The 26809-nt window shown below is 68.0% G+C and carries 2 protein-coding genes (1 of these 2 running past the window's edge); both read right to left on the reverse strand.

Annotation, left to right across the window (positions count from 1 at the left end; all coding sequences use genetic code 11):
- Positions 1-1137 (reverse strand): hypothetical protein, encoded by a 1137-nt coding sequence (locus tag ACGFNJ_RS23030; protein WP_393451602.1) that lies wholly within the window; start codon positions 1135-1137, stop codon positions 1-3.
- Positions 1131-26809, reverse strand: partial view of a hypothetical protein gene (locus tag ACGFNJ_RS23035; protein WP_393451605.1) — the 3' portion only. Its footprint extends 8590 nt past the window's final position; 25679 of the gene's 34269 nt are visible here — the last part of the coding sequence; its start codon lies beyond the right edge, outside the window; it ends in the stop codon at positions 1131-1133. Before ACGFNJ_RS23035 ends, ACGFNJ_RS23030 begins: the two co-directional genes overlap by 7 nt.

A 26809-nucleotide genomic window follows, 5' to 3' on the forward strand; every position in this document is an offset into this window, starting at 1 on the left:
TCATGGACTTTGTGTTGGTTCCGGGGCCAGGCCGAGCACGTGCACCCCGGCAGCGGAATGCACCGCTATCACTACACTGCCCGCTGCGGTGACCGACGAAACGGACGCCCGTTGGCGCGAGCAGTACCTCAGTGGCCAATTCTCCGGCGCCGGTTCGGAATTCACGACTCGGCCGGCCGCATCGAGAAACACGAGCGTGCCGACCGTGCCACGGGCTGGTTGATGCAGGACATAGCCCGTGTCGGTGCGCCCGATCAATCGCGCGCGGCGATCGCCGAGCGGGGCGATCGTCACCGTATCGAGTCGTATGCCCTTGTCGCCGTTGAGTATTGACTGGATCGTCACGCCGTGCGCGGCCGATACGGTGACGCCGTCGACGTCGACGAGCCAATCCAGTTCCCCTGAGGCAGACATCCTGCCGAGCGGTCTGCCGAAACCGCCGTACACGCGCCCGGCCTGGTCGACGCCGATCACGGTGGACAGCACCTCCTGCGCACCCCGATCCGCTACGACGGCGACGGAGCGCCCCGTGTCCGGATTCGTTGTCACCCAGTCGAGAACACGGCGTTCGGGGTCGTACCGCGCGTAGCCGAAGGTCCCGTCCGGGCACCACACGGCCGCCATGCCCTGCCAGCGGTCGACCAGTTCCGCAGTCCCTTCGTCGACTCGCCACAACGAACCGACGTTGCTCAAGAAAACGCGACCGCCTGCACCGGCTAGCAGTCTCGACCGCTCGGAGACATCTGCCAGGTGACTATCCGCGCCTACGCGGATGACCCAGGTCTCGATACCCGCCGAGTCGATCCCACGCACCACATACTGCTCCGCATCGAGGCACTCCAGCGTGATCGCGAACCCATCCGGAGCCAGGACAGCGTCGAGCACCACATGCCGGGAATCCACATCGGCGCGCAGACGTGCGTGGCCCAACCGCGTCAACCGTGCGCCGAAGGTGGTGGGCGACAACAGCTGTAGCGATCCGTCCGCGAGCGCGCGGAGTTCGGTGGGTACCCGGACAGTCGTGGGCGGCCACTGGTGGTCCGAGGACGTATCCGGAACGGCGACGGCGAACGCCTCGCCTGCCTCATCCCAGGAGACGAAGTCGAGCACCTGCCCGGTGACCGCGCCGATCACCATGGGCCAGGCCCGAATTCGACAACGATCCGACCGTCCTTGTCCCGGTATTCCTGGATCGCGAGCGGCGGGTTCATCATGTAATCGTAAAGTTCCTTGATACTCGACAACTTGACGACATCTTGCTTAGCCCAAGTGCGCCTTCCGTCCGGTTCGGTGTGGTATGGGACGAGCTCACCTGGCGGTGGCCAGAAGGAGCACACTTCCGGTGAGCCGTCCGGAGCCAATCGTCCGGTTGCCATCCCGACGTGCACGGTCCCGTTCCAGAAGACGAGGTCGCCGCGCTGCGGCTCCGGCGAGTTCGGATCGCCGACAACGAAACTCTGTCGCCCGTTCGGCGTCAGCATGTCAGTTAAGTCGGCGTACCACTGCTCGACAGGAGTTCCCTTTTCGGTGACCTCGAACTGGTACATCACGTGCAGCTGTTCATGCGTCAACACGCCCGAGTCGACCCCGGCGTACAGCAGTACTTCCCAGCAGTTCAGCACCGTGTCCGGCCGGATCGGCGGTAACGGCCCCTCCGTCGGATTTTGTATCCACTCCTGGAAGGCGCGGACCGGTTCGGCAAAAGTACCCCAGGTAGCGCGCGTTCCGAGCAACTCCTCCACCTGCGCGACTACTCGTTCGGACGGCGTCGGCGTCGAGGCGGTCGGCTCCGGCGGCGCGCCCATATCAGCGTGCTGCTCTGTCCTCGTGGTGCCCTCGTCGACAGCGTGCCCCCGGTCGCTTTCCTCCTGCACCTGGCGCATGAGGCGTTCATAGATCAAGCGCTGGGCCGGAGAGACTCGGTCCGGCCGCAGCTCTACGGCAGTGCCCGCTTCGGCGTACATCTCGGGGATATCGAGCTGACCGTGCTTGTCGAAGCTGTAGCCGGTGAGACCGGCTTCGGTCCTGAGCCAGTGCTCGAAGGCGGCAGTGTCGGCATTCGGCTCGAACAGCTCGTGCAACTCCTTCAGCTCGGTCATGACACCGACCCGCTCGAGGAAGACGGCGTGCGGGTCGCCCGAGAATCCGGTGACGTCGTGCACGGCGTGGAAGAACTCGTGCACGATCGTGGTGCGCATCGGCCGGTCGGGCAGGCCTGCCAGGAAGTCCCGGCTGATCGACCCCTCGTAGGCCTGTTGATGCATCTCCGGATTGATCGCGTAGCGCTCGTTCAGAATGATGATCGATATCGTCGCCCCGGACTCCGGGTCGAACAACCGCTCGGTCACCGCCGCCGCGTTCTCTTCGATCGGCTGGATCCCGATCATGGTGAGCCGGGTATCGGGGTACTTCTCGAGCATGTCCCGGATCGCGGCCTCGAATTCGCGCACCCCGGCCAGCGCAACGCCGGGGATGTCGAACCCGAAGGTGTAGACGGCTCGATCCTGCAGCCCGGTGCCGAGCGCGAGCCGCTCCGCGATATGCGCGGCCTCCGTCCCGATCGGTGCAGGCAGATTGTCCAGACCCCTGCGGTTCCACCGGCCAGCCTGCTCGACAAGCACCTCGTGCAGCACGCGCTCGCCCGGCGTGATGTCGGCGCGACGACCTTCGACCGCGGCGAAGGACTCACGCAGCGCGCGACGTGGCGCGAAGGTGTCCGCCTTGTCGAAGCTCTCCAGCCCGAACTGGGTCGTCAACCAACGGTCGAACGCCGACTTGTCCATCGGCCCTACGTTTTCCACGTAGTACTCGCGCAAGGCGGGCAGTGCGTATGTCTCGGCTCGCCAGCGCCCTGCGTGCACCATCGCGTTGCCGAGCTCGCGCAGCGTCGCGTGGTAGACCCGCCCGTCGGGTGGTGCGCTGTCACCGGCGAAGCGCTCGCTCATGACGATCGACTTGGTGTGGACCGGCCCGCCGTCCTCGACGCCGTCCAGTCCGATCACCGTCTGCATGTCTCGCTCGGTATCGACGACGAACAGGCTGCGCAGGTCGATGTCCGGGTGCGCCGTGAGCTGATCGTGCACCGCCTGGGCGAACTCACGCGCCCTGGCGAGATTCACGCCTGCGCCGTCGAACCCGACCACTCTGACTCCGTGGTTCTCCTGGAGCGCAGCGGCCAATTCTTCGCCGGTTCGGTATTGTCCTGCGTCCCAAGTGGATTCGGCCTGCCCGGCGGGGTCGGCCACCCGATCCTGCGCGCCGGAGCGCGAGCCCGCCTCAGGATCTTCGGGCTGCACATGGCGCCTACGGTCGGACTCTTCCTGCACGTCACGCATCAGGCGGTCGTACAGGACGCGCTCGGCGTCGGTCACCCGGCCGCCGTGCACCACCGCCGCGCCCGCCTCGGGGATCGCCTCGCGCGGGTTCGGCATCCCGTCCGCGTGCAGGCCGTAGCCGGACAGCTCGTTCCGCAGCCACTCCTTGAAGCCGACCTCGAAGTTGGGGTGCAGTTCTGCGTGCTTGTCCATCAGTTCGAGCAGCACGCTCCGGTTGTACTCGGATACCTCATGCCCGGTAGCCGGGTAGTCCGTTGCGTGATGCAGCACGTGGAAGGCCTCGTGCACGATGGTGCTGCGCACCGGGTCATCGGCCGATCCGCGCACGAAGTTGGTGTCGATCGCCTCGGCGAGTATCTGCCGGTGCAGTTCAGGGTTGATCGCGTAGCGCTCGTGCAGGGTGATGGTGATCGGATCGTGCGACCCACCGCGTCCCGAAGTGTCGCCGAGCCGCTCGTCCATCAGCGGCGTGATGGCGAGCCGGTCCGGGTCGATCTCGGGATACCGTTCCCGCATCTCGCGCACCGTTGCCACGAAATCGCGCACCACCTCGACATGCACACCCGGAGTGTCGAATCCGAATCCGGTCATGCCGAGCTCCGCGAGCTCGTCTTGCAGCGCACGCCGTTGCGCCAGGTGCGCACCCTCCGAGCCGATCGGTTCCGGCGCGGCGTCGAGGCCGCGGTGGTGCCAGCGGTCCGCCTGCTCGATCAGGACCTCGTGCAGCACTTGATGTCCCGCGGTGGCAGCGGTGCGGGTGCCTTCGACGGCGGTGAACGAGTCGCGCAACGCCCCGTTCACGTCGAGCGCGCCGAACTTATCGATTCGGTCCGCACCGAACTCGGCGGTCAGCCACTCGGTGAAGGTTGTCTTGCTGTGCGGCGCAACGTTTTCCGTGAAGTGCGCACGCAAAGCGGGCAACGCATGAGCCTCGGCCCGCCACCGGCTCGCGTGAATCATCGCCTCGCCCAGCTCATTCAACACACGGTGATACACCTGCCCCTCGGGCAGCACCGCGTCTCGACCCAGTTCTGAACTGAGCACGATCGACTCGGTGAAGATCGGCGCACCGTGCTCGGCGCCGTCCACGCCGATCAGCGTCTGCACATCCTTGTCCACCTCGAGGATGTGGGCGGCGCGCAGATCGATCTGCGGGTGCGCGGTGAGAACATCGTGCAGTGCTTGCGCGAACTCGCGGGCCGGACCGATCGGCTGGTCGGCCAGGTCGAACCCGAGAAGTTCCAGTCCGTGGTTCTCCCGTAATGCGTCGCCGAGCTCGGCCGACGTCGCGAATTGTGCTGCATCCCAGTCTGATGCGGCGCGCTGTGGCCCGGCCGGAGTGTCCTGCTCGCCTGCTGGTCGTTCGGGCTCACCACGATCGCCACCGATGGACACCTGCCGTTTCACCGACTGCGCCGAGCCGTCCGAATCCAGCGAGCCGGTAGTCCCGCCGTCCTCGACGGCTTCGCGGGCCAGCCGGACGAGCCGATCGTGCAGCACCCGCTGCGGTTCGGTGGCCCGATCACCCAAGAGGTGCACCGCGGCCCCGGCTTCGGCGTATGCCTCAGGCAGCTCGAGGACCCGACGTACCGGCTCGGGACGTGCCTCGCCCGGCTGGGGTTCCCGCATCGGCTCGAAGCTGTAGCCGCTGAGCCCGTCGTGCAGCCACTGGTAGAAACGATCGCTGTCGATGGTGGACTTGCCTGCGCCGTACACCTCGACCAATTCCCGCATGGCTTCGGCGTTTACCGCCCGCACGCCTCCCGGCGTCAGATCGACCGCCTGCAAGAAGATGTTGTGCACTGTGTGGTACATCTCGTGCACCGCAGTGCCGTATACCGGCCGATCAGGCAGGCCGACCAGGAAGCCGTCCGCGATCTCCGTGGCGACGTGGTTGCGGAAGAGTTCCGGGTTGATCGCGTACCGCTCGTTCAGCGTGACCGAGACGGTGTAGGGCTTGCCCTTGGCGAAGCCCGTGTTGGTTTCCGCCAGGGTGCCCTCGGGCAGTGGGCCGATTCTGATCGCCTCGATACGGATGTCCGGATGCTTGTTCCACACGTCCCGAGCGGCGGCGGCGAACTCCCGCACCACCTCGCGATCGACACCGGGAATATCGAAACCGTAATGGTCGACGCCGAATTCGTCGCGCAGTGCGTCACCGATCGCGGTTCGCTCAGCGATCAGTGCCTGATCCTCGATGACGGGCAGGTCCGGATCGTGCGGCGGCTTGTCGTGCCAGATCTCGGCCTGCTCGACGAGCATCCGATGCAGCACCTCCTGCGCAGGCGTTGCCACGAAGTGCTCATTGGCGACCGCCTGGAACGCTTGCAACAGCGCATCCCGCGTTTCGAAAGCGCCTTGGGGACCGCGGCAGTCCGGGAACTCCCGGTCCAGCCAGCGGGCGAACGCCGGCTCGTCCGGTCGCCCGTGGATTGTCCCGAAATGGTCGCGCAGCGCGCCCATTACCGCGCCCTCGGCCCGCCAGCGGCCGCCGATGAGCATCGCATCGCCGAACCCGGCCACCACTGTGCCGTAGACGACGCCTTCCGACAGGTTCGGGTCGGTGAGCAACCGCTCGTTCAGGGTGAGCCACTTGGCATACACCGCACTCGGCTGCAGGTCTTCCGAGTAGCCGGGCACCGCCACCGCGTCCCCGTCGCCACTCAGCTTCTCGAACTTGACACCGCGCAGATCCAGTGTCGGATACTCCGTCTGCATTTCGAGCACCGCGTGCCCGAGCTCGACGACGCGCTCGCCGATCACACCCGGAACATCGAACCCACTGACGGACAGACCCGCGTTCTCCAGCATCGCCTGAACGGCACGCGCCTCCTCGGAGCCGCCCGGCACCGCGCGATTCTCGCCGGCTGCGCTCGCTTCCTCCGGCGCGCGATTCGCCACGCCGTCGTGGTCAGGTCCACGGATCTCGGACCGCTGCGTCAGGCCGTCGCCGCGACCGTGTCTGGTGTCGAAACCTGATCGCGTGAGCTCGTTCAGGTGCGCGGCGACCGCGCGCTGAGCCGCGGTCGCCCGATCCGGGGTGAGGTGCACAGCCGTCGCCGCATCGGCGTACGCCTCAGGCAGATAGAGGTCGCCGTTGGTATCGAAGCTGTACTCGTTGAGCTCGGACCGTAGCCACTCGTTGAACCGGGCCTTGTCGATCGGTCCTCGGTGCGACTCGCCGTAGGTGTTCAGCAATGCACGGGTGAGGGCGTCGCTTGCCACTCGCATGCCCGCGGGAGACTCTCGGTATCCGGTGCTGGCGTGCACCGCGTGCATCATCTCGTGCACCGCAACGCTGTAGGCGGGCCGATCGGGTTGTGCGGCAGCAAAACCCGTCTCCACCTGTTCGGCCAGGTGCTGGCGCAGCAGTTCGGGATTGGTCATGAACCGCTCGTTCAGCACGATCTCGTGCACGTACTGCGAGACGCCGCGGCGGAACTCGGGCACCGTCTGCGCGAAGGTGTGCTCCTCCCCCAGCACCGCGACCCGAATGTTGCGGACCTCCGTCTCGGGGTACCGCGCGTGCACCTCGCGCACGGCCGCCGCCACCTGCCTGGCGCTGTCCAGATCGACGCCGGGCAGCTCGAAACCTCGGACATCGATGCCGAATTCGTCGCGCAGCCCGTTCGCGATCTCGATCCGTTCCAGAACATGCTCTGCGCCGATGTCCTCGCCGACGACGTAAGGATCGCCGTCTGCCCACTTCTCGGCTTGTTCGAGCAGCACATCACGGAGGACCTGCTTGCCGGGGGTGAGCCGCGCCGGGTCGGTTTCGGCGGTGACGAACGATTCGACGAGCGCGGTGCGCGGATCGAGCTCGCCTGCCTTGGTGAAAGACGTGGCGTCGAATTGTTCACGGAGCCATTGCCGGTAGCCGGGCTCGTGGAATCCGCCGTTGGTGTCCGCGTAGTGCTGACGCAATTCCGGCACCGCGAGACCCTCGGCGCGCCACCGACCAGTGAGCACCAGTGCGTCGCCGAAGGCGCGCGTGGCTTCCTCGCGCATCCGCCCTTGCGGCAGCTCGGCGTCGAGAGCGAGGCGCCTGCTGACGATCAGTTCGTCGGCGAATACCGGACCACCGACGAGATCGCGGTAGCTGTACACCGCTTCGGCGTCCTTGCCGCCGGACATGAGGGTCACCTCGCGCAACGCCACCTCGGGATGCGCCGACATCAGCTCGTGCACCGTCGCGGCGAACTCGCGCGCCGCCTCCGGCCTGGTGCCTTCGAAACCGCGCGTCTCGACCCCGTGCATCCGGGTGAGTTCCTTGGCGATGTCCTTACTACTGCCGAAATCGCGCGCGTCCCAACGCTGTTCGTCACGCGGCGGACCATGACCCGGCGGGTCGCCATGGCCGGGCCGCGCACCGATCCTGGTCTCCGGGCGATCCGTGCCGGGCACTGCGGCGGATTCCCTGCCGTGCAGCGGATGTTCGGCCTGCCCGTCGGGGTGGAACACGATGCCGTACACGCCGGCCACATCAGCGGGACGCGCACCCCACGGATACGCGTACTCGTACACCACGTCACCGATCCGCTCATGCACCATCACCTGGCCGTCCGGCGTGCGGAACATCACTATCGCGTGTGCGCCGACTTCGCCTGTCACACCGTGGAATTCGATCGCACCGAGCACGGTGTCACCGGTGTCCTTGACATGGGTCGCCATCGCGTCCAACGACTCGAAGCCGCCGGGATGCCAGTCGGCGCCTGCCGCGTTCGCGACCTCCGTCCCGTCCACCCCGCGCGCCCTGAGCTCCGCGGTCTCAGTCATCGGCCGGATGTTGTCGTTGCCGGTGATCTCCCGGGTGAACGACAATGCCTCCGGCACACAGTTTTTCGGGCCACCGTCGGTGACATGCGCCCGTGCGACCGTCCCGTCCGGTCGCTCGAATGCCGTCACGCCGCCGTCGCCTTCCCTGGCGGATGGCTCCGCACCGTGCGACCACCCCTTCGACAACGGGCCGGACTCCGGCGGCGACACCGGTTTCGCTTCCGGCGGGATGGGCGTCGCACCGGTGCGGGTACGCGAACCGTCGGTGCGGGTGGATGTTTCGTCCCCAGCAGGCTTGGTCACGCTGCCACCGGTTTCGGTGCGCCGCGGCGCCGGTGCGTCCGGCGCGAATGCCGGTGCCTTCCGCCGCGGCGATCCCGGTCCGGAGCGCTCCGCCTGAGGATGTTCGACCGCGATGAACTTCCCGATGCCGCGCAATGCCGTCCGCTCGATCCCGCGCACCGCGGTGTCCGTGATGCGCAGCGCCGCGGCGGTCTCCGCGACCGACTTGCCATGCCAGTGGCGCAGCAGGATCAGCCGACCGCGGTCGTTGGGCTGCAAGGCCAGTGCCCGCTGCACATCGGCCGGAGTTGCCTCGGCCATCGCCCGCCCGAGCGGGCTCGATTCCCGCACACCCGCAACGGCGAGCACGCCGTCGCGGAGGGAGTCCAGGAACCGCTGGACACGCGGGTCTCTGACCACCGGCCGCTCGACTGGCACGTTCTCGGCGACTTGCTCCCCCGCGCGAACAGGCTCGGCCGCATCCCGCTCCGGTCGAGGATGCCCGGCAACGTCGTGGTCAGCTCGAACAGATTCAGCCGACTCCCGTAGCGGGGGACGCCCGGCCGCTCGCCATTCGGCTGCGGCACGGGCTGCGTCCTCGTGCTTCGGGCGCAGACGCACGTCGGCTTCCCGCTCGAGCCTGGCACTGGTCTCGGCCGTTCGCTCGGCAGCCTCCCGCAGTTTTGCTTGCCGTTCGAGCGATTCGCGGTCGACGGCCGCCCGCTCGGCGGCCTTCTGCTCCGCAGCCAGGCGCTGTGCGGCTTTCTCCTTCGCGGCGGCCAGCTCGCGCCGAGCGCCTTCCGCGTCCTCCCGTTCGAGTCGAGCACCTTCGATCAGCTCGAGCCGATGCCGCTCGGCGATTTGCCACGGTGCCAGCTCCGCCTCGGCGGGCTCGGGCTTGGCGGGCTCGGGCTTGGCGGGCTCGGGCTTGGCGCCTTCCACCGCTTCTCGATCGGTACGCGCAGGCGTGGCAACGGCTGGCTCCTGCCGGCCGCCCTCTCCCCGAAGATGCTCGGCGACAACACCATCCGCGACGGCATGCAGCCATTCGTCGAACTTGGCTTCGCCGATCGAATGCAGGTTCTCGCCAGCGCGCTCGAAGGTCTTGGCGGTGAGCTCATCGACCACCGCGCGATCGGCCACCCCGGCGGCGACCCGATCACGGATGGCGTTCTCGTGCAGTTCGCGCAGCAAACCGGTCGCGCGCGGATCGCCGGCCTGCGCGGCCCGCACGGTCTCGGGGAAGGCCAGGTCGGCGATCTTCTTCAGCCCGTTGCGATACAGCTCACCGACCGCATGCGCAGACCGGGTCTTCCCGTCTGCCCTGCTCATCTCGACTGCCGCCTCGGGAATCGAACGCTGCTCCAGCGCAATCAATTCCACGGCCCGGCGCTGCCCAGGGCCGAGCTGGTCGACGGCACGGCGGATGCGGGACTCGTTCTGCTCCATCGCGATATCGAGCAGCTTGCGCCGCTGCGATGTGCTGAACGCACTGGTGTCGGTGCCGAGCCGACCACCGGGCTCGGCCACTCCTGGCAGCAGCTCGGCCAAACGGCGGGCGGTGCGGTAACCCAGGCTTTCGACCGTCTGTGCGGTGCGGTTGGTCTGTCGCGCAATCTCTTCGGGTGACTTCCCGTCCAGGTAGCGCATCGTGGCGTACTCGTGGAACGCGCCGTCCAGCCTGCTGATCGCGTGTTCCAGCGCGGGCCGGTCGTTGCGCAGCGCGGCATCGACGACCCGGTCCGGCACGACACCGGCGATATGGCCGCCCGGCTCGCCCGCGACAGCGAGCAGGTCGGTCAGGTGATGCACCGTCCGGCTGCGCAGCAACCACACCGCGCGCTCGTCCTTGCCGGTGTGCGCCACGATATCGGCGGTCGACAGGTTCTCCTCGAAATGCCAGCCGAAGAAGTTGCGCTCCTCGGCCGTGAGCCGCTCCAGCGCGGCACTCAGCCTGGGATCCTCAGCGCGATAGGCCTTTTCGAGTTCGGCGAGCAGCATGGTCGGATTCGTGCGGCCGGTGAATTCCCGAACCCCGGTCAGCAAGTCGGTCACATGCTGGAACGCCTCGATCCGCTGACCGCGCAGATGCGCCTGCGAGCGCCCGTGTTCCTCGGCGTACTGCGCAATGGTCTTGTCGTCGAACAGCAGCGCCTCGGCCAACTCCCGCTGCCTGCGCGGCAATTCGCGAATCGCGTCGAACACCTTCGGATCCGTACCGGACATCGCGGTGCGAATCAGCTGCTCGTTGGCCGACATCCGGCGATTCGAGGGCGGCGCGGCCTGGTCGTGCGGCAGCTCGCCGAGCCGACTTGCGGACTGGTCGCTACCGGACTGGAGCGTGCGGTCGGTCTCGCCTGCCGAGCGCCGGGCCAGCGGCAGCGGGTCGCCCTCCTCCGGCCGCTGCTCGGGATCGTCCCGGAACCGCTCGCCCGCTTCGCTTCTCGGTGCGTCGTCGAGCCGGGTCAGCGAGCGCAGGTGATCGTAGAGGACGCGCTGACCCGGTGTCAGCCGCTCGTCGCCGCCGATGATCGCGGCCGCGCCCGCGTCGGCGTAGGCCTCGGTGAGCCGGAGATGGACGCCGTCCGCATAAAAGCTGTTGTCGGGGAACTGCTGATGCTGCCAGATCTGGAACTCGGCGCCATCGATCAAGCCGGGGAATTCTTCGAGGAACTTCCCTGCCAACAGATGCAGCACCTCGTCGCGCGCCGCCTGCTGACCTTCGAGTGACCTGTCGTACCCGGTGCTGACGTGTAGTCCGTGCATCAGCTCGTGCACCAGGGCGCTGTACGCGGGGCGTTCCCAGTCCCCGACCAGGAGCCCCGACCGCACGTCCGCGGCCATGTGCTGCTCGAACAACTCCGGCTGGATCAGATACCGCTCGTTCAGCACGATCTCGCGAACCCGCAGCGATCGCCCATGCCTGTCGAACATCGGCCGGGTGTCGGCGTAGGTCCGCTCCTCCAGCGGCGCGATCCGGATCTGCCGCACATCGATATTGGGATGCCGTTCGAGCACGTCCCGGATCGCCGACTCCAGCTGGCGCGCGGTGCGCGCCTCGACGGCGGGGATGTCGACGCCGACCAGCTCGATCCCGTACCGCTCTTCGATCGCGGTCACGATCTCGCGCTTGTCCTGCGCCCACTCCCGATTCTCGCCCGCCTCGACGACGTAAGGGTCACCGCCACGCCACTTTTCGGCATGCTCGACCAGCACATCGTGCAGAATCCGCTGGCCATCCGAGGGGACCGCGCCACTCTTGACCGCGACGAACGCATCCTCGAGCGCCAGCGGCGACACCATGCGGCCTTGCTCGTCGAAGCAGCGTGCGTCGAACTGTTCACGCACCCAGCCCGGGAAATCCCCTGCGATGCCACCTTTTCCGGCGAAGTGCCGGTACAGGGCGAGTTCGGCGGCCACCTCGGCACGCCAGCGGCCCGCGTGCACGAGCGCAGCGGCGTATTCGCGAACGACGGCCTTGTAGACGGTGCCTGGCGGCAGGTTCGGATCAGCGGCCAGCCGCTCGCTCAGCGAGATTCTCTCCGTCCACACGGGACTGGTCCGTGACTTCGCCGGGTTGTCGGTGAAGCCGAGCACCGCCTTGGCATCGGTGTCGAGCTTGGTGATATCGACCTGGTGCAACAGCACATACGGGTGCTCGCTCTTCAGATCATGGATCGCCTGGGTGAGCTCGCGGACATTCTCGAGGTGACCACGCTCGAAGAAGAACCCGTCGATGTCGTGCTGGTAGTATAGCTCGTCGACCAGCTCGAACGTGCTGTGGTGATCCCAAGCGCTCCACGGCATTTCCTCGCGGAAGCCACCATCGCCCGAGCCGGGGTCGAAACTCATGCGCTGTTCGCCGCCGGGCTGCTCGTCGGGGAACTGCGGAAAGAAGCGGTTGGTCGGATCGTCCTTGGTCAACGCGTCCAGTCGCGCGGTCAGACTGTCCAGCGCGTCGGGCCTGCCCGCCGTCTGGCGCGCCTGCTCGGCCTTCGCCTCACTCAGCAGCAGCGCGTGCGCGATCTTCTCACCCATGGTCGCCGCCGCGCGCTTGTGCGTCACCGCCGCGTACGCCTCGGGGAGCAACTCGACCGGGTTCATGACGCCTTCGGCGTCGAAGCTGTATTTGCTGAACTGTGTGTGCGCCCAGTCCATGAACGCGCCCATGTCGTCGGACTTGAACTCCATCCGGAAGTGGTGGAACAGCTCGTACATCAGTTCGCCGCGAGCGTTGTTGGCACCGGCGTTATCGATCGCGTGCCCGAATTCGTGCACCATCAGCGAGTACACCGGCCGATCGGCGGGACCGAAGGTGAATCCGCTCGATACTCGCTTGGCCCACATGCGTTCGAGTAGCTCGGGACGAATTGCGTAGCGGGAGTTCAAGGTGACCGACTGGGTGATTGTCCGCCCGTTCTCCACCCGTGCTTCCGAGAACGCCGGTGTCATGAGATCCATCGGCGCGATCCGCACCTCGCGCAGATCGACATACGGATGCTCGGCCCAGGACAGGTCGATGGCCCGCGCGTATTCCAGCGCGGTGTGCACATCGACGCGCGGATTGTCGAACCCGACGACCTCGACACCGCGTTTGGCTGCGAGCGCGTCGGCCACCTGTTGGGCGGTCTGGTAGTCCGCGGCCGACCAGGTGCCGGTCTCTTCGTGCACGGCGGCCGGTGCGGTGGTGTGCTCGCCCGCGGCCTGCTGGTCCTGTGTCCGTTCCGTGGATCCGGTCTCGTGGTCGGATGCCGCCGCGTCGCGTTCCTGCGGCGCTGGTCGGTCGGCATCGGACCTGTCGCCCCGGTTCTCGACATTGTCGGTGCCATGCGTGCCTGGTTCGGGTTTCGGCCCCGATTCGGGTGCGCCTTCAGCGAGCATGCGCATCATCCGCTGGTACAGCACTTTTTGGGCGTCGGACGCCGCGTCGCCGTGGAAGACCACCGCGACACCCGCCTCCGGGTAGGCCTCCTTGGTGTAGAGATCACCACGGCTGTCGAAGCTGTAGGCGCTGAGTTCGTCCCGCAGCCATTCCTGGAAGTTCTTCGCGGGGACTCGATCTCGTACCTCGTAGTACTTCTCGAGCAGCTCACGTTCCGCCGCTGCCCGGTCGAGCCGAAGCGCCTCCGGTGTGTTTCGCATGCCTGCGGCGTTCAATACCGCGTGGTAGGCCTCGTGCGTGATGTCCGTCTGCACCGGGCTGCCTGCGTCACCGACCAGGAATCCTTGTTCGATCGCACCGGCGATCTCCCGCGCATACAGCTCAGGGTTGATCGCGTACCGCTCGTTGAGAGCGATCCACTCCGTGACGATCGTGCCGTCCTGCGCTGTCCGCCACCGGGTTTGGGCGTAGGTTTCCTCGGCGAGCGGCATGATCATGATCTGCCCGGGATCGATCTCCGGATGCCGCTCGATCATGAAGCGGATCGTCTCGTCGAACTCGCGCACCGTGCGCAGGTCGACCCCTGGAGTGTCGAGACCGGCCGACTCGATGCCGAGGTCCTCGCGCAGCTGGTCGCTGATCTCGGTCCTGGCCCGGCGCTCCGCCGGATCGACCCGTTCGACGCGCGGGTTGTCCGCGCCTTGGTCGTGCCACAGTTCGGCCTGGTCGACCAGCACGTCGTGTAATACCTGCTCACCCGCGGTCGGGCGCGGTCGATCGCCCTCGACCGCGGCGAACGACTGCACCAGCGCTTCGCGCGCGTCGAACTCGCCCTTCTTGGTGAAACAAGACGGGTCGAACTGACGCTCCAGCCATTTGGTGAAGGCGGGCTCGCGAGCCGGGCCGTGCTCCTGCTCGTAGAGCTTGCGCAGTTCGGGCACCGCCGCGACCTCGGCGCGCCACCGTCCGGCGTACACCATCGCGTCGCCGAACGCCTCGACGGCCGTGTCGTATACCCGTCCTTCCGGCAGGTGCGCCTCGACGAGCAGATGCTCACGCAGGCTGATCGATTCGGTGTACAGCGTGGCGTGCGGGCTCTCGCCGTCGATGCCGAGCACCGTTGCGGTGAGGGAATCCATCCGAGTCACCTTGACGCGGCGCAAGTCGACCTCGGGGAAGTCGACGCGCATGTCGTGCATGGCCTGCAGGTATTCGCGCACGTTATCGAGCACCAGCGGCGGCGATCCGTGGAAACCCTCGAGCGCGATGCCGTGGTTGGCGGTGAAGCTGTCGACCAACGCGTCGACCGTCGCGTAATCCTCGGCATACCACTCGATCTGCTCGGGGTAGCGCGCCGATTCGCGCGAGCTCGCCGGACTGTCCGGCGCCGGCTCGTCGCCGGGACGTCCCTTCCGGTTGTCGGCTCCGTCGGTCTGCTCGCGTGGTTCGGTGCCGGTGCGTGTCTGCTCTTGACCGGCGGACTCGTCGCGCGGCGGCGCATCGCCGTCCACGCGCGGGACAGGTTCGAATTCTGCCCGCTCCCTGGCGATCCGGTGGTGGTCGTAGCGCTGGAAGTCCTCGGCAGGGACCAGCCCGTCCTCGAAGAGTCGTTGCAGCGCACGGTCATTGGACTCAGCACTCGGCCAGTAATGGCCGCTGCCGTCGTCCAACGCGACCAGCCTGCCCGACCGCACTTCCAGCGAACCGGCGGCCGCCACCCGGTCGCCTGCGACGAACGACGAATGGTGCAGGCGCCGACCCGAGAACTCGGTCTCCGCGTAGAGATTGCCGCTGTCGTCCATCACGAACATCACCCGGTTCGAATGGCCGACGCCCTCGAACTCGAAGGAATCGAACAGCTTGCCGTCCCGCGCCCGATACAGCCTGCCGTCGGGACCGATGACCAGCCGATGCACTTCACGCTCGGCCTCGCTCATGTAGAGCACTCGCTGCGTGAACGACTTGCTCGGATCGGCCTCACCGCGGTACTCGTCGCGCATCACGTGATTCGCGGGCACATCGTGTCCGGTGCGCGCGGGCGGGATCAGCTCGGGCGGGAGATCCCGTGGTACCGCGCGCCAGAATCCGTCGAGATCGGACCAGTAGGTGACCTCGGCGCCGCGCCACGGGCCGGATTCCACCGTCGCGTGCCAGAGATCAGGCCCGTCGATCGCGGTCAGCCGCACCTGGTCCTGGGCGTCGACACGGGCCGCCACGTATTCGATCCGAGTGCCCGGCGTCGCCAGCGCGGCACGGAGATCGGGATTCCGATCCAACGCCTCGGTGAAAACCGCATCGTGGGTGATGCCCTCCCACTCGACGATGATCACCCGTGGGCGCTCGCCATCGACCAGCCCGATCCGCGAGTTGAGTGCCTGCCCACCCTCCTGTGCGATGTATTCGCGCGCCGCGGTAGTCAGGTCACCTTCGAAGGCGAAATTCGGGCTCTCCCACGACGTATCCATCGGGGGCTTGCCCGGCTGGCGTACCTCGTCGGGGGCGGGATGGCCGCCGACGCGGTCGCCGGACTCGGTGATATGCGGCTGGGAGTCAGCGGCCGGCTCCGGCTGCGTGGCCACCACCTCGGCCGGCCGGTCCTGCTCAGGGGCACGCGACAGCGCACCGTCCTCGGCGGGCCTGCCGGAGTTCTCGTCCATTTCGAAGTAGACCGATTTGGCTTCGGTCACCTCGGCGGACGACGCGGGACGCGCCTCGCCGTCCTCGACGTGATACCAGCCGGAACGATGGGCACGTTCACGCAGCAAGGCCATGCCACGCTTGCCATCGCCCTCGACCGGCAGTTGATGGCTGCGGTCGGTCACTTCGACGCTGATCAGTCGCGACCCGATCGGCCCGGTCACCTCGGCGACCAGCGATCCGTCGCCGCCGGTGTGCTCGCGCACATTGGTGACGAGCTCCGAAGCCAGCAGTACGGCATCGTCGACCTGAACCCGCGCCTGATCCGCCCAGCCGTGCATCAATGCGCGCACCTGCTCCGCCGCGCGCACGGCCGCCTGCGGATCTCCGTGCCGCACCGGCAGTTCCAGGTGTATCCCGCGGGCCCGGCCTGCCCCGCTCACCTCGATTGCGGTGCGCAGGCCGTCGCCGCCGAGCACCGTGACTCGCACCCGCCCGCTGCTGGTCTGCTCGGCGATCACCCGGCCACCGGCCTCGGCACGCAGTGCGTTCCCGACGATCTCCGACACCGCGGGCACCGCCCGGTCGACCCCGGCCGCCTGCAACACGTCCCGAACGTGTCCGGTCGCCACCGCGATATCGGCAGGCGCGCCGGTGGCGACCGTCAGGTCGATCGCGCTCGGCTCCGGCGGCCGACCCATGTTGCCTTCCAGCGGGCGCGATCCTTGCGTCGAATCCGCTGCCGCACCGGCGGATTCACGAGCCAGCTGCGCCTGCTCGACGAGCACGTCGTACATGATCTTCGACGCCTCGGTCGCGTTCGCCTTGTTGCGTTGCACGTCGACGGTCGCTTCGGCAAGCGCCTCGCCGATGGCGAACTTTCCTTCGCGATCGAAGCTGTAGCCGGTCTGGGTGCTGCGCAACCAGTCCTCGAAGGCCTGTCGAGTGGTCGGCACGTCCGCGCCCGGTGGGGCGTAACGCTCCATGAAGTGAGCGAGCAGCTTCTGGGGCGCGACCGTGCGCGCCTGCTGGGCGCCCGCGAAATCGAGGCCGTGCCCGCGCAGTTCGTGGACGATCGTGTAGTACACCGGGCGTTCGGCGAACCACGGGAAAACGACCTTGTCCCGGACGAATTGGTCGACGGTCGCCCGCAGGATCTCGGGATGCGTCGCCGCTTCCCTGTTGAACACGATCCCCGTCGTCTGGTAGCCGCCGCTCTCGTCGCGTACTGCGAACCCCTCGGTCCGGCCCAGGGTGCCCAACGGAAGGTCGTCGATCCGGAAGGCGCGCGGAGCGAGATCGGGGTGCTCGGCCAGCACATCCTGAATGGCCCTCGCGTACTCGCGAAGCACCTCCGTATGCACGCCCGCCAACGAGAATCCTTCGGCGGGGATGCCGAACGTCTCGTACACCGCCACCGCGATCTCCGGCTTGGCCAGCGGCGCCCACGGATCGCGCGCATGATCGAGCAGCAGCTCGTTGAGCCATCGCGCGGGCTCGGCGGCCCGCTCGCCGTTGGTCACCACATCGACGAACGCGTGGGCCAAGCCGGTCACCTCGCCGGTCTGCACGCTCTCGAACGAACCGAATCGTCCGGTGTCCGTGAGCCATACGTCATAGGCGTCCATGAAGTCGACCTCGGCGAAGGGGTCGGACTCGTTCGGGCGCGGCGCACCGGCATCGTCGGTCTCCACGTACCGTTCGATGTAGCGCTGCAGCAACCTGTCGTCTGCGAACAGTCTCGTGGTGCGCAGGCCCGCCGCGTCGAGCGCCTCGCCGACCCGATGCGCGACCAGGCTGTGCAGCGGGCGATCGGCATATCCCGCCGGGAATTCGCCGCTCGCGACGCGCTCCTCGACGTACGCACGCACGCGCTCGGGCGACTCGGCGAAGGCCCGGTCGAGGGTGATCTCGGCGATCCGGCGGTCGGTCGGATCCCATTGCACCCGAACGACCTCGCCCTCGGGCAGTTCGGCGATCCGCACCTCCCGCGGACCCAGCTCACCGAGGACCGGCACCATGTCCTCGACCGTGCGGGTGTACTCGTGGACAACTTCCGGCGCGATATCGGGATGCTCGAAACCGGTCGTCGAAATCTCGTGCTCGGCAGGGCGTTCCGTAGGCGTGCCGGTGAATTCCCGTGCCTCGTGCTGCGTCCCGGCCGACGGCGCTTCCGGCGGGGTCTCCGCCCGGACACCGGGTTCAGGCCCCTGTTCGCGAACGACGAACCAGCGAGACTTGCCGGTGTTCAGATCAGTGATCCCGGTGGATTCCGAAGTGTCCCCGACGATTTGGCCGCCGCGGCCGCGCTCGGGGAGCTCGGCCACCATCGCTGCCCGCTCCTCCGGCGACAACATCTCGGCCCAGTCGGGCAGTGCCTCGACGACGCGCGCAGGTGGATGCTCGGGATTGGTGTCGCGCACCTCGACGAGCAGCACCTGGTCACCTGGCCTGCCGACCATGGTCAATCTGGCGCGGACCGGTCCGCTGCTGTTGTCGAGCCCGTTGGCCACGAACTCCGAGGCATTCAGGCTCACGTCATAGATCTGATCCTCATTGCGCCAGCCGTTTTCGCGCAGTTGCTCAGCCACCCAGTGGCGGGCCGCCGGGACATCGGCGCGGCGTTGCTCGGCGGACAGCGGCTGACCATCGGGGCCGGGGCGGCCGACGGTCAGCTCCATCGGCCTGCCCGCGCTGCCTTCCAGGAAGGTGCCGGAACGGGTCAACCACGGCGTCAGTTGCGTGTGAATATCCTGCAGTGCGGTGAGCACTCGTATCGGCTCACTGCCGAGCGCCACGTCCCGATAATGCATGGTGGTGATGCCATCGACCCGTTGGAACACCGCGATGGCGTAACCGGCCTCGCCCGGTTCTGCGGATTCCCCACGGACCGGGTTGATCGCCAGGTCGATCTCGACCCGGTTCGGGAAGTTCACCACCCCCTCCATGGTCACCCAGAAGTGGTTGCCCGAGCCGGGGAACAGTTCCTCGGCACCGGCGCCGCGCGACTCGATGAAGTCGTCGACGGAGGGCAGCGTGCGGTCTTTCTGCCACAGCAGGCCATCGGCTTGGTTCCGGAACAGGACGCTGTCGGGATCGAAGCCCTGCCTGAGCAATTCGTAGCGAAGCTGCGCCGGATACATCGGGTGGTAGGTCGCGTCGTTGAACCCGCCGCTGCCGAGGCCGAGGTACTCCGGAACGCCGTCCTTGAACACCGCGATGCCGAACGCGGCAGGACCGTCGTTCGGATTCTCGTAGGTGCGGTAGAGGTTCGCGTGTTCGATGTCCACCGAGGTGGCCACCCGGAAGTCGCCGGGTTTCGCGCCGAGCAGGAACACCTCGATGGCGTGGTCGACGAAGGGCGTTCCGTCGAACTTGCGCATCTCGACGATCGGACTGGAGTAGGGCCTGCCGTCCGAATCGACGAACAGCCCTTCCTCGTTGATCGTGAGCTCCCGGTACTGGATCTCCTCGACCGGGATCAGCCGCTCTGCCGGATGATCAAGCGGCGCAACCTCATACCGCGGGTTGCTCGGCCGGACATGATCCGGATCACCCGGCCGGTTCTGCGCGTTGTCGCTCGCGGGCACACCGAGATCGGCCTGCGTGCGCATCTCCGCGAGCACCTCGTCGACCCGCTGCTCGAGCAGGCTGTGCATCGGCCGCTCGGCGAAATGCTCGGGCAGTTCGCCCGCAGCGATGCGCGCCTCGACGTTGCCGCGCAACAACTCCGGGTAGGCGGCGTACTCCTGGTTCAGCACGATCGAGTCGATCCGGCCCGCCGCCGCGTCCCACTCGACCCGGACGATCTCGTCGAACGGAAGTTCCGCGATGCGCGCCTCGCGCGGGCCGAATCCCTCGCGACCGGCAGCGATCTCGCCCACCGCGGTGGCGAACTCCTCGGCCACTTCGCGCGGGATCCGTTCCAGACCGGGCGCCGAAATACCTTGTTCGGCAAGCCGTTCCGTGGGTGATGGCGCCGTGATGCTGCCGTCGGAGTCGCGGACGACCAGCCAGCTCGACTTTCCCTCCGCCAGGTCGGCGATGCCGGCGGAGTCGGTCATATCGCGCACCATCTGCCTGCCGCGACCGCGCTCCCCCATGGTCTCCAGCAGCGCGTCGAGCTGGGCAGGCGACAGCTCGAGCACATCGTCCAGGGCAGGGACCGGCTCGGTCACCGTTGCCCTCGGGTGCTCCGGGTTGCGGTCGAGCACCTCGATCAGCGCCACCTGCTCGCCGGGGCGACCGATCGTGGTCAGCCGGACCCGCACCTCCCCGGTGCTGTTGTCCAGCGCGTTGGCCGTCGACTCCGAGACGGTCACCCGAGCGTCGTCGATCCGGTCCTCGTCCCGGAAACCACGCTCCGCCAGTTGTTCCGCCACCCAGCGACGCGCCACACCGGCATCGCGGCGCCGCCCCTCCGACGCGATCGGCCTGCCGTCGGCGTCCGGGCGACCCACCGTCAGCTCGGTCCGCGCGCCGTGGGTGCCGGTGTGCGCGGTGCCCGATTCGGCAAGCCAGGGCGCCACCGCGCGCTCGTGCAATTCACGCAGCGCGGTGACGACCCGTTGCGGATCGCCGCCGAGCTGGATGTCCGTGTAATGCGCTGTGGTGCCGCCATTTTCGCGTTCCAAGACCAGCGTCACCCGGCCCGGCTCACCTCGGACGGGGTTGACCGCCAACGACACCGCCACCCGATCCGGCGTCGCCTCGGTACCCTCGACCTGCACCCAGGAGTCCTTGCCGTACCCGGAAAGCAGTTCGCTCGCGTTCGCCGCCGAGCGGTCGATGAACTCCGCTACGCTCGGCTTCGCCACCTCGGAACGCCACAGCGTCCCCTGCTCCTGCCCCATCAACCGGACCGCGTCTACATCGACACCGCGGCTGGCCAACTCCGTCAATACCTGTGCGGTGAACCGCATCTCGGTCGTCGGGAAGGTGCCCGCGATCGGCGTCAACTCGATCAGGCGGCCGTTCTCGATGATCCAGACACCGAAGCCTGCCGGACCCTCGTTTCGACTGCCGTACGTGCTGAACAGCACGTCGTGACTGACCCCGTCGGACTGTGTCGTGCGGAATTCACCGTTCGCGCCCATCAGGAAGATGTCACCCGCCCGGCGAGTGCTGTAGAGGTTGCCGTCGGCGTCGCGGAACAGTCCGTCCGTGCCGAGGCGCGGGCTGCTGTACTCGAGGCCCCTGGCATCGGCGGGGTGGTACAGACCGTCGTTCGCCGGGTCGGCCACCTCGTACTCGACCTTGCTCGGCCGGATGCGGTCCGGATCGGGTGCCCGGGGCGGGTTGGCCGGATCCGAATGTTGTTGGCGCGGAGCGTCGTCCGACGAGCCGATGCGCAGCTGGTCGTCCGGCGGGCGGATGTTGCGGTCGCCGACGCCCTCGACGACGTGGCCGTCCTTCCAGACGACGGCCCAGGTCTGGGCGGTCTCGTCCCGCGTGCCGCCGGACAGTTCGGCCAGCGACAGCTCGCGACCGTCGTTGGCGCGGAACAACTCCCGGCCCTGCGGATCGCGACCGAGGTAGGTCACCTCTCTGGTGTCGACGAGGAACCGATGCGCGCCCTCGGCATTCTTGCCCAGGTACTGCAGGGAGTAGCTGTGCGCGCCGATACCGTCGCCGTCCACGGTGGTGCGGCGATCGAGCACCCAGGCGGTCGGGCCGCGACCGTGTGGATCGACGCCGACCTGGATCAGCCCCTCAGCCAGTCGCGCGTGACCGGACGCGGTCGAGTCGGAAACGAATCCCTCGACTCGCGCGCCACCCAGGTGCGGCTGAGTCTCCGCCCAGGTCAGGCCCGCCAGATTGTCCAGCCGGACCTGCGGCACCGAGACCACGTTGCCCTGCTGGTCGACCACGCGGCCGAGCGACTCGGGCACACAGTTGTTCGGTATCAGATAGGCGTCGATCTCGGCGATGTCCTCGGCGGTGCGCAGCACCTCGGCGCGCAGCTCGGCGACGGCCTCGGCCAGCTCGGCGGGCTTGCTCAGGCCCATCTCGGGCAGCTTGCCCGCGGTGAAGTCGGTGTAGACCTTGGCGATCTGCTCCGGCGTCATCGTGGACAGGTCGACCCCGGACAGCCGCAGCCAATCACGCATCGGCACCGGCACTTCCGGCAACGAGGGGGCGCGGCTGAGCAGGTCGGCGCGGAACCGTTCGACATCGCCGAGCACCTTCGCGAGGTGTTCGGGGGCGTCGGCGCGATGCACCGGCATATCGCCGTGCACGATGCGCGGATCCCAGGTCGCCAGCTCGGGCTTGGCCCGCAGCGCCGCGACCATCGCGTCGATCTTGGCGGCGGTCTTCGGGCTGGCCTCCTTCAGCGCGGCGATCTGCTGACGCAGGCCGTCCAGCGTGGCATCGGGGTTGGTACGCAACGCATCCGGATCGAGCTTCAGCTTGTGCATCAGGTCTTGCAGGTCGTGGAAGCGCTCGATCTCCATGCGCGTGTGCACCTGATCGGCCAATCCCTCGAGCTGCAGCGCCCGCATGCCGTTCTCCGCACGGAGCCGAGACAGCGTCTCCGCCAGCCGATGTGGCGCCAGATCGGCCCGTTCGAGGCCGAGCCTGGTCACCGCGTCGTACAGCCGGGAGAGGTCCCGCTGCGTCGAGGCCATGCCCGCGCTCGCGGCCGGCGATTCCACCGGATCGTGCACGACCCGCCATGGGCCGTCACCCTCGCGAACCATCGTCGCGTCCAGGTGCCTGCCGTGCACGTCGCCCGAGAAGTGCCGCACCTCAGGCAATTCCAGCGTGCGCACGTGGACCTGGCCGGTCCGGTCGGCCGCGACCATGTGGTACTCGACCCGCACGTCGCCGCGCGTGATCGCCGCGGCGAGCTGGGCATTGGCCGGATCGGCGAGCACGTCGGCGAGCAGCCGATCGTGCTTGTTCCCGTTGTCGACGATCAGCAGTCGTTCCGGCGTTCCGGCCACTCGACCGACCTGGGCCGCCGTGTTCGGATCGACGGGGACGCCGCCCTCCGACCGAATCCACTGCGCGCCTGCCCTGCGCGCCATCGAATCGGCCAGCGTGCGGAATTGCTCGTCGATCGGACGGTAATCGTTGGCCCGCTGCTCGAACGCGTCGACCGCCGCGGAGAAGTTGCGCTCCTCTGCGTGCAGGCCCGCCAGCGTCCTTTCCATGGTCTCCGGGCGCAGCTCGGCCCGGTCGATGCCGAAAACCCCGGCCAAGTCGGCGAATTGCTGCCGGATCTGATCGCGGCGCAACTGGGTCTCGAAGGCCTGGACCACCTTGGGATCCGGATTGAACTTCAGATCCCACCAGCGGCGGGTCCCCGCGGAATTGTTGTTGACCCTGCGCTCGGTGTCGAGTCGCTCGTAGTCGTGGCCCTCCTGACGCGCGACCTCCTTGGCGAAGCGCTCCATCGGGTTCGGATTGGTCCCGCTGTGCTCGTTGAGATAGCCGAGATGCGCGTCTTCCTGGTGGTACAGCATGGCCGCCTCGCGCAGCGCCTCGACCGAGCCGACGTGGCGCAGCGCGCGGTAGCGGGCCTCGGCCAGCGCCCGCTGCACCGTTTCGGGGTTGAGATCGGTCAGCTCCACACCGACCGTGCGGGCCGCGTCGTACAGCGCGTCACCCGCCTGCTCGCGGCGCACGCCGGTGTCCCAGAGCTGCTGCCCGTCCCTGGCCAGGTCAGCCCGCACCACGGCGTCCGGCTCGTGGGTCTGTGCACCCGTACCAGGTGTGACATCACGCTCGGTGCCCGCGCGCTCGCCCATCGGCGCGCCGACCTCGGGAGCCCGCTGCTCGCCGGGCGGGTCGAAGCGACCCTCCAGACCGAGCCGCTTCATCTCCGCGTCGAACTTGCTGAGCTCTGCCGGATCGATATCGCGCCAGTACAGGTACTCCTGACCGGATGGATCCCGCACGGGCGGCAGGTTGTAGGAGTTCTTGCCCGCCCGGCCCATGATCATGTCGAAGAACTTCTCGAAGTTGCTCGGCTTGAACTTCAGCACCTGCAACGTGACGAACGCCGGGTCCCAGCCCGTGTCGACCAACGGCAGATGCAGTCCGGCCTCGACACCGTGGCCGAGCTGACCGTAGAGGTCGGCGTTCTGCCCCGAACCGAGCGGATGCTGCGGAATCTGCTCGTGGCCACGGCCTTTCAGCCGGTCCCACATCTGGCCGAGCTTGGACCTGGTCACGGTTGGCTCGCCGGGTTCAGGCACCCGTGGGGCGTCCACGCGCGTGACCGGTTCGATGCGCCAGCCGCCTTGGCCGTCCGGCACCAGCCGGACCGGAACCAGTTCGTCGCCGACCCGCAGATCGACGCGCACGCCATGATCGCCCGGCTTCGCCGTTACGGCAAGCTGTGCCTCGGCGGCCTGCGCGACATCAGCGAGTTCCGCGATCGCCCTTGCCCGATCGAGGGTTTCGGCGCGCAGTCGCCCGATGGTGTCGTCGATCCGACTCGGATGCAGTTGATCCTGCGGCACGTCGAGCAGTCGGGCCCAGGTATCGCGCATCTCGGTGATCTGCTGTGTCAGTTCGAGATCCGAGGCGTGCGGCAGGCGACGCACCGCGGTCTCCAGCGCCTCGACCGCACCCGCCCGCAGCACCGTCCGGTGCCGCTGGTCGGCGATGGTTTCGGCGAGGCGGTCCGGAGCCATTTCCGCGGGCCGGACGCCGAGGCGGCGCGCGAGTTCGTCGCGAGCCGAGGCCATCGACTCGGGTCGTGGTTCGGGGTGTGCCGCGCCGGAACCTCTTGCCCCAGGGTTGGTTCCGATGCGCTCGCCGTCGGCCGCGGTCAACCGGTCGCCGGGGTACCGTTCGCCGGTCGCCAGCGGCCGATAGTCGGCCGGGAAGCGCATCCGGTTCGGCTCGCCCGTCGCGGGTGTCTCCAGGAAGCCACGCGCCAAGGCCATTCGCGCGACATCCGACAGCTCGTGCAGCGGCGCGCGGCTGACCCGCAGCGCATCGCCGAGACCGAGCGCGGTGGAAAGGTCGCGCACATAACCGCGCTCGGTGTCGCGCATCGGGATCGGCGGACTGCTGTCGGAATGCGACGCGATCTCCTCGAAGTGCTTGACCACCTCACGCAGCGGATCGCCGACCGGTCCCGCGGCCGAACTCTGGCCGACCCGCAGGTTCGCATCCGGCAGCGGCGCATGCGGATCCCCGCCCTCGACGTGCACGTTCTGGCCTTCGTGCCACACCGTCGCCCAGGTCTGCACCGTCTCCTGCCTGGATCCGCCCGCCAGTTCGGCGAGCGAGCGCACCTTGCCGTCGAGGGTCAGGAACGATTCCCGTCCTTGGGCGTCGACGCCGCGATAGAGCACCTCGCGGCCCTCGACCAGGAAGCGATGCACGCCGCCCGCGTTCGGGCCGAGATAGTGCACGGTGTAGGAGTGCCCGCCGACGCCGTGCGCGTCGACGGTGGCCCGCCGGTCGAGCACCCAGGCCGTCGCGCCGCGGCCGTTCTCGTTCAGTCCGCGCTCGATCAGCCCCTCGGCCAACCGGCCGTGCCCGGAAGACGCTGCGTCGGAAACGAATCCCTCGACGCGCGCGCCGTTGAGATGCGGCTGGGTCTCGGCCCAGGTCCGCCCGGACAGGTGGCCAGGACGCACCTCAGGCACCGTCACCACCTGGCTGCCCTGCAGGTCGTTCACCCGATGCAGCGACTCGGGCACACAGTTGTTGAAGGTGACCAGATCGACGAGATCGCGGATCGCGACGGCGTCGTCGCGGACCTCGGCGCGTAGCTCGCCGAGCACCTCGGCCAGCTGCTCGCGCGTCTGCACACCGAGCTCGTGCAGCTTGCCCGCCTGCACGTCACCGTAGAGCTTGGCCAACTCCTCCGGCGTCTTGCCGGACAGCTCGACCCCGGCCAGCCGGAGCCAATCACTGTCGGGCACTGCGACTTCCGCCGGATCGGTGGTGCGGTCGCGCACGTCGGCACGGAACCGCTCACCGTCGCCGATCACCGCCTCGACATGGCCTGGCGCGTCCGGGCGATGCACCGCCATATCGCCATCGGTGTTGCGCGGATCCCAGTCGGCGAACCCCGGCCGCTCACGCAGGTCCTTGACCAGGCCCTCGATCTTGGCGGCCGACTTCGGGTCCGCCGCCTTCAATTCCTCGATCTTCGGGCGCAATTCGTCGATCGTCCTGGCCGGGTCGGTCCGCAGCGCGGCGGGGTCGGCCTTCAGCTTGTGCAGCAGGTCCTGCAGTTCCTGGAACCGCACGATGTCCTGCCTGGTGCTGATCTGGTCGGCGATCGCCTCGATCCGCAAGGCGCGCAAGCCGTTCTCGGCCCGCAGCTGGGACAGCGTCCGCTCCAGCCTGCCCGGCGCCAGGTCGACCGGAGTGAGCCCCAAACGATCGACCACCTCGGCCAATCGTGCCGCGCTGCGCGGCGGCGCCACCGCGGCCGGCGCCACCGGCTCCGCCGGATCGTGCACCACGCGCCAGGTGCCGTCGCCGTTGCCGACCGCGGTGACCTCGAGCGCACGACCCTGCACCGAGCCCGAGAAGTGCCGCACGTCCGGCTTTTCCAGCTCAACGGTGTGCACTCGGCCCTCGCGGTCGGCCCATACGTTGTGGTACTCGACCTGGACGTCGCCGCGAGTAACCCGTTCGGCCAGGCCGGCATTGGCCGGATCGGCGAGTGCTTCGGTCAGCAGTCGATCGTGTTTCGCGCCGTTGTCGACGATCAGCAGCCGCTCCGGCGGACCACCCACCCTGGCGACGGTGTTCGGACTGTTTCGATCCAGCGGCTCGCCGCCTTGCGCGCGTACCCATTCCGCACCTGCGGTGCGCGCCATCCCGTTCGCCAGACCCTCGAAATGCTCTGCGGCGCCGCGATATCGGCGCGACTGCGCCTCGAATTCGTTGATCGCGTTGGTAAACGCGCGCTCCTCGG

This window comes from Nocardia sp. NPDC049149 (assembly GCF_043197455.1).
In the GTDB taxonomy this organism is placed as follows: Bacteria; Actinomycetota; Actinomycetes; order Mycobacteriales; family Mycobacteriaceae; genus Nocardia.